The organism is Pyruvatibacter sp., assembly GCF_040219635.1.
GTDB lineage: Bacteria > Pseudomonadota > Alphaproteobacteria > CGMCC-115125 > CGMCC-115125 > Pyruvatibacter.
In genome coordinates this window covers 582,840-595,319 of the sequence record NZ_JAVJSC010000009.1, presented here as the reverse complement: position 1 = coordinate 595,319, position 12,480 = coordinate 582,840, and the positions used below count along the sequence as shown (strand labels likewise).

14 protein-coding genes are annotated in these 12,480 nt (G+C 60.9%); 10 read left to right on the top strand and 4 right to left on the bottom strand.

The annotated features are described in order from the left end of the window. Nucleotides 1-5 precede the first annotated feature (5 nt). Nucleotides 6-1,028, bottom strand: coding sequence for an alpha/beta fold hydrolase (locus RIB87_RS15125; protein ID WP_350148177.1), 1,023 nt, complete (start codon nt 1,026-1,028; stop codon nt 6-8). A gap of 237 nt (nt 1,029-1,265) precedes the next feature. Here RIB87_RS15125 and ykgO point away from each other — a divergent pair, with 237 nt between their 5' ends. The 5 genes from ykgO to RIB87_RS15100 all read left to right on the top strand — a co-directional run bounded on the left by ykgO (nt 1,266) and on the right by RIB87_RS15100 (nt 4,849). After that, nucleotides 1,266-1,391: a type B 50S ribosomal protein L36 gene (gene ykgO / locus RIB87_RS15120; RefSeq protein ID WP_027842262.1), complete on the top strand. Its 126-nt coding sequence runs from the start codon at nt 1,266-1,268 to the stop codon at nt 1,389-1,391. A gap of 29 nt (nt 1,392-1,420) precedes the next feature. Continuing rightward, nucleotides 1,421-2,047 carry an HAD family hydrolase gene (locus tag RIB87_RS15115; protein ID WP_350148174.1) on the top strand — a complete coding sequence of 209 codons (627 nt, stop codon included), beginning with the start codon at nt 1,421-1,423 and terminating at the stop codon, nt 2,045-2,047. A gap of 68 nt (nt 2,048-2,115) precedes the next feature. Then, entirely contained in the window at nt 2,116-3,171 is a 1,056-nt protein-coding gene (locus tag RIB87_RS15110; RefSeq protein ID WP_350148172.1) for a saccharopine dehydrogenase family protein, read from the top strand. A gap of 49 nt (nt 3,172-3,220) precedes the next feature. Beyond that, nucleotides 3,221-3,808: a tetratricopeptide repeat protein gene (locus tag RIB87_RS15105; protein WP_350148170.1), complete on the top strand. Its 588-nt coding sequence runs from the start codon at nt 3,221-3,223 to the stop codon at nt 3,806-3,808. A gap of 48 nt (nt 3,809-3,856) precedes the next feature. Further along, entirely contained in the window at nt 3,857-4,849 is a 993-nt protein-coding gene (locus RIB87_RS15100; RefSeq protein WP_350148168.1) for an alpha/beta fold hydrolase, read from the top strand. 11 nt (nt 4,850-4,860) lie between these two features. On the opposite strand, the gene pyk is transcribed toward RIB87_RS15100, so the two are convergent. Beyond that, the gene (gene pyk, locus RIB87_RS15095; protein ID WP_350148166.1) at nt 4,861-6,297 is read right to left on the bottom strand and encodes a pyruvate kinase; all 1,437 of its coding nucleotides are present in this window, start codon (nt 6,295-6,297) and stop codon (nt 4,861-4,863) included. 4 nt (nt 6,298-6,301) lie between these two features. After that, nucleotides 6,302-6,811, bottom strand: a complete 510-nt coding sequence (locus RIB87_RS15090) for a DUF1036 domain-containing protein (RefSeq protein WP_350148164.1) — start codon at nt 6,809-6,811, stop codon at nt 6,302-6,304. 120 nt (nt 6,812-6,931) lie between these two features. Here RIB87_RS15090 and RIB87_RS15085 point away from each other — a divergent pair, with 120 nt between their 5' ends. From RIB87_RS15085 to RIB87_RS15070, 4 genes are all read left to right on the top strand, one after another. Next, on the top strand, nt 6,932-7,768 hold the full coding sequence (locus RIB87_RS15085; protein WP_350148162.1) for an N-formylglutamate amidohydrolase: 837 nt from the start codon (nt 6,932-6,934) through the stop codon (nt 7,766-7,768). Then, entirely contained in the window at nt 7,765-8,904 is a 1,140-nt protein-coding gene (locus RIB87_RS15080; RefSeq protein ID WP_350148160.1) for a carboxylate-amine ligase, read from the top strand. The genes RIB87_RS15085 and RIB87_RS15080 overlap by 4 nt, the downstream gene beginning before the upstream one ends. A 15-nt stretch (nt 8,905-8,919) precedes the next feature. Next, entirely contained in the window at nt 8,920-9,213 is a 294-nt protein-coding gene (locus tag RIB87_RS15075; protein ID WP_350148158.1) for a DUF1244 domain-containing protein, read from the top strand. 91 nt (nt 9,214-9,304) lie between these two features. Beyond that, nucleotides 9,305-9,556 carry a DUF2312 domain-containing protein gene (locus RIB87_RS15070; RefSeq protein WP_350148156.1) on the top strand — a complete coding sequence of 84 codons (252 nt, stop codon included), beginning with the start codon at nt 9,305-9,307 and terminating at the stop codon, nt 9,554-9,556. Between the two features lie 36 nt (nt 9,557-9,592). Here RIB87_RS15070 and RIB87_RS15065 read toward each other — a convergent pair whose 3' ends face one another. Next, on the bottom strand, nt 9,593-11,119 hold the full coding sequence (locus RIB87_RS15065) for a sigma-54-dependent transcriptional regulator (RefSeq protein ID WP_350148154.1): 1,527 nt from the start codon (nt 11,117-11,119) through the stop codon (nt 9,593-9,595). Between the two features lie 448 nt (nt 11,120-11,567). Between RIB87_RS15065 and RIB87_RS15060 the strand changes: the two genes are divergently transcribed. Next, a complete protein-coding gene (locus tag RIB87_RS15060; RefSeq protein WP_350148152.1) occupies nt 11,568-12,440 on the top strand; it encodes an OmpA family protein in 873 nt (290 codons plus the stop codon). The last annotated feature ends 40 nt before the right edge of the window (nt 12,441-12,480 follow it).

Sequence of the window (12,480 nt, the reverse complement as noted above, 5' to 3'; positions counted from 1 at the left end):
AAAGGTTAGCCGAGCCGCTCCGCTTCCCAGGCCGTAACCAGGCCCTGAATGGCCATGGTGAAGGCGTGGGGCTGGTCGAGCATCACATGGTGGCGGGCTTCGGGAATGGCGAATACGGGGGTTGTCGGGCCGCCGATTTTTTTGTGGTAGTCCATGACTTCCGCCTGACCGTTCCACGACAAGCCGCCCATCACGGCCGCCTTGCGGCAGGTCATGTCGGCAAAGCGCTCATTCAGGTCATCGCCCAGCACAAGCCCGTAAAAGATTTTCGGGTCGAACTTCCATGTCCAGCCGGTGCCGTCAGCGGTGCGTCCCAGATGATCCGGCTCCGGCGTGGCTTCGCGCAGGCTTTCTTTGGCAATGAAATCAAAAATAAAGCGGTTGGCCAGCGGCTGGTCCGGGGCGAGGCGAAACCGTCCCAAGGCTGTTTCATAGTCCGGGTAGATGCGCGTCGGGCGTGGCGGCGGATTGTCCTTGAACCATTCTTCGTGTTCGCCGGGCGGGCGGACGCCGAAATCCACCTGAATGAACCCGCCCAGTTCGTCGCCATAGGTGGAAGCGGCAATCAGCGATACAAAGCCGCCGAATGAATGACCGACAATGTACCCCGGTGCCATGTTGGCATCGCGCACCACCGAGATGATTTCTTCGGCATAGCTGTCGCGGGTGTAGCGGTCTGGCCGCCAGGCGCTTTCGCCCATGCCGCCCAAATCCATCGAGGCGACCTGAAACCTGTCGGTCAGGTAGGGCGCGATGTGCGCAAACCACTGGGCGTGCGCGCCGTTGCCATGCACAAACACAATGCCGGGCTTGGGGGCTTCATCCGGCTTGGGGGCACCCCACAGCAGATAGTGAATGGCGATGCCACCCACCATTACGTGACGGCTCTCATGGGGGGCGGCCAGCGCGCGGGTGAACCACAGCGGCGGGTCTTTGATTTCCACCAGTGGTTCTTCCAGCGGCGCGTTTTCGGGTGGGCCGTCCTGTTTGCCCTTGTGGGCGTGCCGGGGGCGTTCTTCATAGGTCATGGGGGCGGGAGACTCATTTGGTGACTGGGCGTCATTTTCGTATGCAGCTTTAGCCGATAGGGCGGGCGGCTGACTAGGTACTGTATTGGTGGGGCACATAAGCGGTGCTCGCGGTTGACTTGGGCGCAAGTGCTGCTATTTTCCGCCACCAATTGGCCGGGGCTGTCCCCGGCTTTTTCTTGTTTTTCCCCGGTTTGCCGCATTTTGTCGGCGCCTAGTTACAAGCGATCCGCACCGATGAAAGTCCGTAATTCGCTCAAGTCGCTGGCAAAGCGCGACAAAAACTGCCGTATCGTGCGCCGCAAGGGCCGCCTTTATGTCATCAACAAGGTCAACCCGCGCTTCAAGGCGCGCCAGGGCTGACGCGCGGGCGCCCTCGGGTGAACATTCCCATGTCCGGCCAGCGCGCTCCCACAAAAGTTGTTTTTGATCTCGGTGGCGTTCTGATCGACTGGGATCCCCGGCGGATTTTTCAGCAGTATTTTGCCACCCGTGGCGTCATGGAGGAGTTCATGACGCAGGTGTTCTGGCGTGTGCATCATGAGTGCCACGACACGAATGCGCCGTTTGCTGAAACAATTGCGCCTCACAAGCAGGCCTACCCGGAATATGCCGCCGCGTTTGATGCCATGGCACAGCACTGGCAGCAGGCGCTGATCGGGCCCATTCCTGAGACGGTTGCTGTGCTGAACGATCTGGCCGCACGCGGTGTAACCTTGTATGCGCTGACCAACTGGCCGGCGCAGACATGGCCTCCAACGCATCCAAATCCGGACGACTACGGGTTTCTGGCGCATTTCAAAGACATTGTGGTGTCGGGTCAGGTGCAACTGCGCAAGCCGGATGACGCTATTTATGCGCTCGCCATGCAACAGTTCGGGCTGGCCCCGGGCGAGGCTGTGTTCATTGATGATCTGGCGGTGAACGCTGATGCCGCCACCCGCGCTGGCATGGTGGGGCATCAGTTTCTGTCGGCTGCGCACCTGCGCTCCCGCCTGGTAGGCTTGGGACTGCTATAGGTCTTGTTCTGGCAGGCTCCTGCCATCACGATCACCCGTCTGATAATTCTGAAAAAGGCTCAAAGCATATGTCCGGCACATTCATGATCTATGGCGCAACCGGATATACCGGCAAGCTCACCGCGCGCATGGCGGCGCAAAAAGGTCTCAAGCCTATTCTCGCCGGGCGCAGTGCCGCGAAGCTGCAGGCGGTGGCCGAGCCGCTGGGTCTGGAATGGGCGGCGCTGTCGCTTGACCGGCCCAAGGCACTGGACAAGGCGCTGGCGGATGTGGACGCCGTGCTGCACATCGCCGGGCCGTTTTCGGCAACGTCCAAACCGATGCTGGATGCCTGCCTGCGCACCAAAACCCACTATCTGGACATCACCGGCGAAATTGATGTGTTTGAAGCCTGTGCCGCCCGCGACGCCGAGGCGCGCAAGGCGGGCATCATGGTGCTGCCGGGCGTAGGCTTTGATGTTGTGCCCAGCGACTGTCTGGCAGCGCACATGAAGCGGCGGATGCCCGAAGCACAACGCCTTGAGATGGGCATTGCGGGGATGAGCAATCTGTCGCACGGCACAGCCAAGACCATGGTGGAAAGCATTTCCACCGGCACCCGTGTGCGGCGCGGCGGCGCCATTGTGGCGCTGTCCAAGCCGCCGCGGCGGACGATGGATTTTGGTTCTGGTGAGAGCAAAGCCATCGGCGTTGGCTGGGGCGATGTATCCACCGCCTATCACTCAACCGGCATTCCCGACATCACGGTCTATTTTGAGGCCAGCAAGGATATGGAGCGGATGGCCGGGCTTGGCTCGGCGGCACGCTGGATCATGGGCACGGGGCCGGTTCAGCGATTCCTGAAAAAGCAGGTTGAACGGCTGCCGGAAGGGCCGACAGACGAGCAGCGCGCATCCTCCCACGCCATCCTGATTGGGGAAGCCACCGATGGCGCGGGCAACGTTGTGCGCACGCGGCTGGATACGCCGGAAGGCTATACGCTGACCGCGCATTCCGGGCTGGCGATTGCGCTGCGGGCGGCAAACGGTGATTTTGAGGCCGGGTTCCAGACGCCCTCCAACGCCTATGGCGCAGACCTGATCTTGGATTTCGATGGCGTCACTCGCGCGGATTTGAATGCCTGATGTGGTCTGCGTCCTCGCCAACGGCATGGTCGGGGCCATATAAAGGTCCATGACCTTTTCAGCCGCCTTATCGCCCGCCCGGCTTCTCACCCTGCTGCTTGTTGCGGCAGGCATCGCGCTTGGCGCGTCCGGGGCCTCAGCCCAACAGTCCGATGCAACCCCTGATCTGGATCGGCTGTTTGAGGAACTGGCGCAAGCCGACGATGCGGCGCAGGCCGCCGCCATCGAAGACATGATCTGGCGGGCATGGGCGCGCTCAGGCAGTGATACGGTTGACCTCATCATGGCGCGCGGGCTGGAGGCGCTCAACGCGCAGGACTATGCCGTGGCGCTTGATATGTTTTCCACCGCCATTGAGCTTGATCCCGATTATGCGGAAAGCTGGAACAAGCGCGCGACACTCTATTACGTCATCAATGATTATGACGCGGCCATTGCCGACGTGACGCAGGTGCTGGCCCGCGAGCCGCGCCATTGGGCAGCGCTGATGGGGCTCGCCGTCATGTTTGATGATCTGGACCGAAAGGAACCAGCCCTTGGCGCCTACCGCGCGGCGCTTGAAATCAATCCGCAGCTTGAAGACGCAGCCGAGGCTATAGAGCGCCTGTCGGTTGAGGTTGAAGGCCGCGGCATTTAACGCACACACATTTCACCCGCAATACACGGAAACAACATGGGACGCATCATGGGTTGGGCACTTGGCATCTTCGTTGCGCTGTCGGCGGCGCTTTATGCCTACACACTGTGGTTTGGCGCACGCGTTGAGGCGGCGCATCCCCCGCTTGGCGACTTTGTGGAAGTGGCCGGCGCAAAGCTGCACTACGTTGACCGCGGTGAGGGCGTGCCGGTGGTTCTGGTGCATGGAGCAAGCGGCAATCTGCTCGACTTTGCAACTTCCATCATGGATGAGATTGCCAAAGACCATCGGGTGATTGCGTTTGACCGGCCCGGCCATGGCTGGAGTGAACGGCCTGACATTGATGACGTGCATGACCCTGCCGTGCAGGCGCGGCTCATCAATGAGGCGCTGACCAAGCTAGGTGTTGGCAAGCATGTGCTGCTGGGCCACTCATGGGGCGGTGCAGTGGCCATGGCATATGCGCTGAACCACCCGGATGACTTGCTCGGTGTCATTCCGCTGGCGGGCGCGACTTTTCCGTGGCAGGGCGGCGTTGCGTGGTATCACGGCATTGTTCAAACGCCGGTTGTCGGTGGATATTTCCTCCGGACCCTGATGGTTCCCGCCGGGCAGCAGTTGAGCGGGCCAGGTGTCATCGGCAATTTTTATCCCGATACAGCGCCTGAAAATTATGCGGAAACGATCGGCCTCAATCTGCTGTTTCGGCCCGGTAATTTTCGCAACAACAGCGTGGATGTGAGTAACCTCAAGACCGCGCTGATTGAACAGTCGAAGCGCTATCCTGAAATTAGAGTGCCAACCATCATCATCCATGGCGGCGGCGACAGGTCGGTCGGGTTCACCATCCACTCAGAGCCCCTGCATGCCGCGATTGATGGCTCAGAGCTCATTCGTCTGCGCGGCACGGGGCATATGCCCCATTACGCCAACCCGGATTTTGTGCTGGACGCGATTGCCCGACTGGCACGAGGCGAGACACCACGCGCGGGGCTGACCATTGTGGAAAAAGATCAGGCGTTTGCTGCCAGAAGCAACTAGTCGGCCCGAACCTAGTTTGGGTGATTGGCGGCGCTGTCCGCCACAAAGGCAACGCGTAGCATGTTGGTTGCGCCCGGCGTGCCCAGCGGAACACCGGCCATGATGACAATGCGGTCTCCCACGCGCGCCATGCCTTCGCGGAAGGCAAGGCGTCCGGCACGGTCCACCATGTCATCAAGGTTTGCGGCGTCATCTGTCAGGACGCAGTTGAGGCCCCACACAAGTGATAGCCGCCTGGCGGTAGGCAGGTGAGGCGTCAGCACCATCACCGGCACGCGGCTGCGCTCGCGCGCGGCGCGCAGGCCGGTTGAGCCTGATGTCGTGTAGCAAACAATGGCGGCTGCGTTCAGCGTTTCTGCCACGGTGCGCGCGGCATTGCTGAGGGCATCAGGCCCCGTTGGTTCGGGCTCAGAGCGTTGCGCGTTGATGATCTGCGCATAGTTTGGATCGGTCTCAATCGATTCAGCGATGCGGTTCATCACGGCTACGGCTTCCACCGGGTATTTGCCGGCAGCTGATTCTGCCGACAGCATGACAGCATCTGCGCCTTCAAACACGGCAGTTGCGACGTCTGATACTTCGGCGCGGGTCGGCACCGGATTTTCAATCATGCTTTCAAGCATCTGCGTGGCCACCACCACCGGCTTGCCGGCGCGGCGGGCGGCGCGGGTGAGGCGCTTTTGCAGGCCAGGCACGGTTTCAACAGGGCACTCAACGCCCAGGTCACCGCGCGCCACCATCAATCCATCCGCAATATCCAAAATGGCATCGAGGTCGTCGATGGCTGAAGGCTTTTCCATCTTCGCCATGACGGCGGCACGGCCACGGGCAATTTTCTTGGCTTCCGCCACATCCTGCGCTGACTGCACGAAGGACAGCGCGATCCAGTCCACGTTCAGGTTCAGCGCGGCCTCAAGGTCTGAGCGGTCCTTGGTGGTCAGTGCAGGGATGGGCAGGCGCGCGTCAGGAATGTTGACGCCCTTGCGCGACGTTAGGTGACCGCCCGCCATGACCGTGGTTGTCAGTTTGCTATCTGACACGTCCTCCACCCGCAGGCGGATTTTGCCGTCGTCCAGCAGCAGCGAGTGGCCGGGTTCGGCAACCTCGAAAATCTCCTTGTGCGGTAATGGCGCGCGTTTGTCCGTACCCGGCGCATCGTCCATATCCAGAATGAATGTGGTGCCATTTGTCAGGTCAGCGCCGTCGCCGGCCATTTTGCCGATGCGCAGTTTCGGGCCTTGCAGGTCCACCAGAATGGCAATCGGGCGACCGGTCTGGCGCTCCAGTTCGCGGATCATCTCCACGCGGCGCTTGAGGTCTGCATGGTCTGAGTGGCTCATGTTGAGGCGGAAGGCGTCTGCGCCTGCCTCATGCAGGGCGAGCGCGGCGGCCAGATCGTCGGATGACGGTCCAAGGGTCGCAAGAATGCGGACATTGCGGTGGCGCACGGGGTTACTGCGCCCCGCCCGTCAGTCCGCCGGTGTGTCCGCCAGTGAGAAGGCCCAAGGTCTGCTGGGGGTCGGGCCGACGCGTGGCTTCGGTGAAGCGCACGGTCCAGTCCGGTGATCCGGCGGTGTCCACTTCCATGAAGCCTGCGGTGTGGTGCCCGCGCGCTTCACAGTCCTGACGACCTGAAATGGTGAACTCGCCCGGCGCAACGCACAGTGTGGACTGGCCGGACCAGCCGCCGCCCGCGTCAAAATCAATGGCGAACACATAGTAGTAGCGCGCGTTCAGGTCGCTTTCGATGACCGGGGCACATTGGCGACCATCAAGATGCCACCAGCCTTCCGACACCCATTCATCCTGAGTGAAATAGCCCAGCGCCACGCCGATGCGGCTGGACGACTCATTGCACACATCAAGCCCCGCAGACGCGGTTGCGGGCATTGCCAATAATCCCAACGCTGCAATGGCAACGGTCAGAGTGAGGCGGTGCGTAAGTTTGAAGAGGCGTTTCATGGGTACAGGCTATCACTCCAGACAGAGCATGTCAGTTGCCGGTATGTAATGTTTTTGCGTGCGCAGTGGCTGGGTCGGCTGTCAATCACAGACGGGCTGCGTATAGTCGGCGGTATGTCTTTGACTCCTACTCCCATCGAGTTACCGAGGGCTCCCGGCGACGGAGGGTTTCAGCCCTTTGAGCTTGTTAATGCTGAGTGCGCAGCGACAGCGCCGCTGGTGGTGCTGTGCGACCATGCCTCCAACGCGTTGCCGGACGCCTATGGCACGCTGGGCCTGCCGTCCATTGATCTTGAGCGGCATATCGGCTGGGACATTGGCGCGGCAGACGTAACCCGGCGGCTTGCACACCTGATGGGCGTGCCTGCGGTCCTTTCGGGTTTCTCGCGGTTGCTGATTGACCCCAATCGCGGAGCAGATGATCCCACACTGGTGATGAAACTGTCTGACGGCGCAGTCATCCCCGGCAATCGCCAGGCAGATGCCGCTGAAATCGCGCATCGACGGGCCAACTATTGGCAGCCCTACCAAGATGCAGCCGCGTCGATGATTGAGGCGGCGATGGCGGGCGGGCAGGTGCCGGTCATTGTTTCAATCCACAGTTTTACACCGGTCTGGCGGGGTGCCATGCGGCCCTGGCAGTGCGGCGTTTTATGGGACCGCGATCCCCGGTTACCGCACCTGCTGCTGGCGGGCCTGCGCAGTGATAGTGGGCTGGTGGTGGGAGACAACGAGCCCTATTCGGGTCGGCTGCACGGCGACACGATGTATCGCAACGGCACGTCGCGCGGGCTGGCAAACGCGCTCGTCGAAATCCGGCAGGATCTGATCGATACCCATCATGGTGCGCAAGAATGGGCGGAGCGGCTGGCACAGATTCTGGGAGACGCGATCAAAAAGCATCCGGAACTGGCGATGGTGAAGCATTTTGCATCGTACACGGAGGATGGCGCATGAAACGTCCGGCACTTACCCTTGGGGTTGAGGAAGAGTATCTGCTGGTCAACCGGCAGACGCGCGACCTTGTGTCCGAACCGCCGACCGACCTGATGCCGAAACTGTCGGAGGCAATCGGCGCGCAGGTGTCGCCGGAGTTTCTTAAAAGTCAGGTCGAAATTGGCACTGGTGTGTGTGCAACACCTGCAGATGTGCGAGCCGACCTCGCACGCCTTCGCTCCGCTGTTGCCGAGGTGGCAAACGAATATGGCTATGCACCAATCGCCGCGAGCACTCACCCGTTTGCCAAATGGTCTGAGCAGCACCACACCGAAAAAGCGCGCTACGACCAGATCGCCAGGGATCTGGCGGGCACCGTGCGGCGGCTGCTGATATGCGGTATGCACATTCACGCGGGCATCGAGGATGATGATCTGCGCGTCGATATGATGAATCAGGTCAGCTACTTCCTGCCACATATTCTGGCGCTGTCGGCCTCCTCACCCTACTGGCAGGGCGAAGATACGGGCATGGCATCCTACCGGCTGACGGTTTTTGACGCGTTGCCGCGCACCGGGGTGCCGGATTCGTTTGAGAGTTGGCCGGAATATCAGCGGGTGGTGGAACGGCTGATAGAGGTGGGCGCCATTGAAGACGCCAGCAAAATCTGGTGGGACATTCGCCCCTCGGTGCGCTGGCCAACCCTTGAGGCGCGCGTGGCAGACGTCTGTACACGGATGGATGACGCGGTGGCATTGGCAGCGCTCTATCAGTGTTTGCTGTCGATGCTGTTTACGCTGCGCGAAAAGAACCAGCGCTGGCGGGTCTATCCGCGCATTCTGATTGAGGAAAACCGTTGGCGTGCGCAACGCTATGGCGTGACCGGCGATCTGGCTGATTTTGGTCAGGGAAAAATGATGCCGTTTGGCACGCTGGCGGATGAGCTTGTGGGCCTGCTTCAGGAAGAAGCCCGCCAGCTTGGCTGCACGCAGGAATTGCTGCACGTGGCCACCATTGCGCGGCGCGGCACCAGCGCGCAGGCGCAGCGTGTGGCCTATCGCGCCGCGCGCGACGACGGTGCCAGCCACACGGATGCGCTATGCGCGGTGGTGGATTTCCTCGTCGAAGAAACCATGTATGGCATCAAAGACAGTTAGCCGGGAGAAAACGCGATGACCACCCAAACAGAACTTGAAGCGGCTGCGTTCCGCCGCCTTGTGGCGCATCTGCGCGAGCGCACGGATGTTCAGAACATTGATCTGATGAACCTTGCGGGCTTTTGCCGCAACTGCCTGTCGCGCTGGTATGGCGAGGAAGCCGCTGCGAAGGGTATCGACCTGTCGAAGGATGCCGCCCGCGAAATTGTCTATGGAATGCCGTATGACGACTGGAAGGCAAAGTATCAGACAGACGCATCGGCGGATCAAAAGGCGGCATTTGATACTGCGTCCAAGGACCACGGTTAGGCGCGCAAGATAGGTGGTTGCCGAAACAGCGCGGGGCTGGGTACTGTCCGCGCCCTTCGACCCACACTCATTTCCCAAGAGGCACAGTTTCATGGCGCAGACCGGCGGCGTAGCCCGCGATCAACTCAAATCCATTGTTGAACGCATTGAGCGGCTTGAGGAAGAAAAAGCAGCGCTCGCCGGCGACATCCGCGAGGTATATGCCGAGGCCAAGGGCAACGGCTTCGACGTGAAGGCGCTGCGGCGCGTTGTGCGCGAGCGCAAGCTGGACCGGGCCGAGTTTCAGGAGCAGGAAGCAATCATTGACCTTTACCGCTCAGCGCTTGGCCTGGCTGCGGAGTAGGGTTCTACAGATTTGTAGTCGGTGACGACTGCCGCCCTACGCCCGCACCTCAATGCCCAGGTCACGCACCTTGCGGTACAGCGTTGAGCGACCGATGCCAAGGCGGCGGGCGACTTCCGACATGTGGCCCTCATACTTGTCGATGGCGAGGCGGATCATGTCGGCTTCCATCTCTTCAAGTTTCTTGAGATTGCCGGTTTCATCCAGCACCGAGACATCACCGGGGATTGTTTCGTGCAGCACGGATTGGTCGGGCCGCGTACCAAACTGGGGGGCTGCCGGCTGTGCCATCGCTGGCTGGGCAGTGCCGCCCTGAACAGTTCCGCCCAGAACCGCAGGCTGAATGTCCGGCAGGCGGGGCTTTGGCCGCGCCTGGGCACCGGCGAGGCTGGCAATCTGCGGGAAGTCCTCAAAGGTCAGCATGTCGCCGTCGCACAGAACCACCGCGCGGAACACCGCGTTTTCAAGCTGACGCACATTGCCGGGCCACGCAAAACCTTCCAGCAATGCGCGGGCGTCTGCATCCAGACCGCGAATGGGCTTGCCTTCTTCGGCGGCAAAGCGGGCGGCAAAATGGTCTGTCAGCGGCACAATGTCTTCGCGGCGCTCGCGCAGCGGCGGCACTGATACGGGGAAGACGTTGAGGCGGTAATACAGGTCTTCGCGGAAGATACCGTCCTGCACGGCCTGGATAAGGTCGCGATTGGTGGCCGAGATCAGGCGAATGTCCACTTTGACAGGCTTTTTGGCCCCGACCGGGTCCACTTCGCCTTCCTGCAGGGCGCGCAGCAGCTTTACCTGCATGTCGAGGGGCAGTTCGCCGATCTCGTCCAGAAACAGAGTGCCGCCATGGGCCTCCTGAAACTTGCCTGCGTGTTTGTCGGTCGCGCCGGTAAACGCGCCTTTTTCGTGGCCAAAAAGAATCGATTCGACCAGATTCTCCGGAATCGCACCGCAGTTGACCGTTACAAACGGGCGTCCGGCGCGGTCGCTGGAGCCCTGAATGGCACGGGCGATCATTTCCTTGCCGACGCCCGACTCGCCTTCAATGAGAATCGGAATGTTGGACTGGGCGGCACGCTCGCCGATTTTGCCGACCTTCTGCATGGCCGGGCTTTCGGCAATCAGGTCGCCAAATGTGAGCTGGCCGGTTGAATGTTTCTTGAGGCGCGTAATTTCCTTGCCCAAAGCCTCGAGTTTAAGGGCGTTGGCAATGGAAACCTGCAGCCGTTCCGGGCTTGCGGGCTTAACCACAAAGTCGCGGGCACCTGCCTGCATGGCCTTAACCACCGTATCAATGCCGCCATGGCCGGTGAGCACGATAAAGGGCAGTTCAGGACGGGTCGGGTGGATGCGCTCCATCACCGCCCAGCCGTCGGTCTGGGGCATCACGAGGTCCAGAACCACAAGGTCAACTTCATGGCCGCGCGCGCCTTCGAGAGCGCAAATGGCTTCGTTGCCGCCGTTTGCTGTCATGACGCGGTGTCCGTCGCGCTCCACAACGGCTGAAATCAGCCGCATCTGAGCCGGGTCGTCATCAACAATGAGAATCGTCTTGGCCATGTCGGCTCCCCGAAACGCGCTGCCCTTGCGCGGCAAGGGCATCAAACTGGATGGGCAGCGACCGGAAGGGAGAATCGGCGCGGGTCTGCCGCAACTCGAACCCCAACCCAGACCCTGACGGTGCTGTCCTGAAGCGGCATCATTGACCCAAGTCAGTTAAGGAGGGTTTTAGACAGGGGGTAACAACCGGGCCGGTCTTGGGTTAAGTGTGTTCTGACCCCTGAAAAGGCGGCCTATGGTTAACAAAAACCTGCCGTTTTTCGGGGTGTTGCGTAAACGTGACTCCTGTTGCTCAACGGGCATTCTATTTGGGAAAATGGTTGCCCGGCCCTAGGGGTTTGTGCGATGAACATGGCGGATACGCGGACTAGGTAGTTCCCGGGCGGGTCCCGGCCACCCGTCGTTTTCGGGGGGTGCGAATGCAAATTTCGAATGACTGGAGAGTGGGATGAACACGCTATCCCGGATTATTGCGGTGGGGGCATTTTTTGGTCTTGCAGGCTGCGGCCTGGGGGGGACTTTCCACGTGGAAAGCTTCCTTGATCAGGAAATTGCTGGAGATGATTTCTACTCGTGCCTCGCGGCCGAGTATCAGGATCGTGCGACGTCAGAAGTCTATGTGGACTGTGAATGGCGTCACTCGGTTCTTTTTGCCGAAAAAGGTCGTGCAGCGCTTGCTGGCGGTCCGGTTGCGCCGTTTGATCCGGCCAGCCTTCCTTTCGGTCGTAAGGTTCTCGATTCAGAACTGGGCGAACTTCAGGAGGCCCGTGGCCGCCTGATCGCAGCGCTGGACAATGGCGGTCGTGATGACCGTGGTTGCGCTTGCGCCAAGGCACAGCGGTACTATGACGGCTGGGTCGAGCAGGCCTCTGACAACGAACTTGGTGTTGATGGTTCCTTCTTCGGTGGCGCAGGCGGTCCGGTTCAGCCGGAGCGTGTGGCTTCTGAAAAGGTCGCTTTCTATGAAGCCCTCACCGAGTGCGAAGCTGCTGCAGCAGATCAGGACTTTGTGATCTACTTCGGCTTCGACAAGTTCAACCTCACGTCGGCTGCCATGGCAGTGATCGACGAAGTGGCGAGCTTCACGAAAGAGTTCAACAACCCGACTGTTAACGTTGTGGGTCACACCGATACCTCTGGTTCGGCTGCTTACAACCAGGGTCTGTCTCAGCGCCGCGCCAATGCTGTTGGTAACGCACTGGCAGCACAGGGCGTCACTGTCGGCACTGTTGGTGCCCGCGGTGAGAGCGAGCCTGCTGTACCGACAGGTGACGGCATCCGCGAGCCTCTTAACCGCCGTGCGGTTATCGAGGTCCGCTAGTCGCGGCTCTTGAAGCTCGGCGGGTTTGATCCCGCCGCAC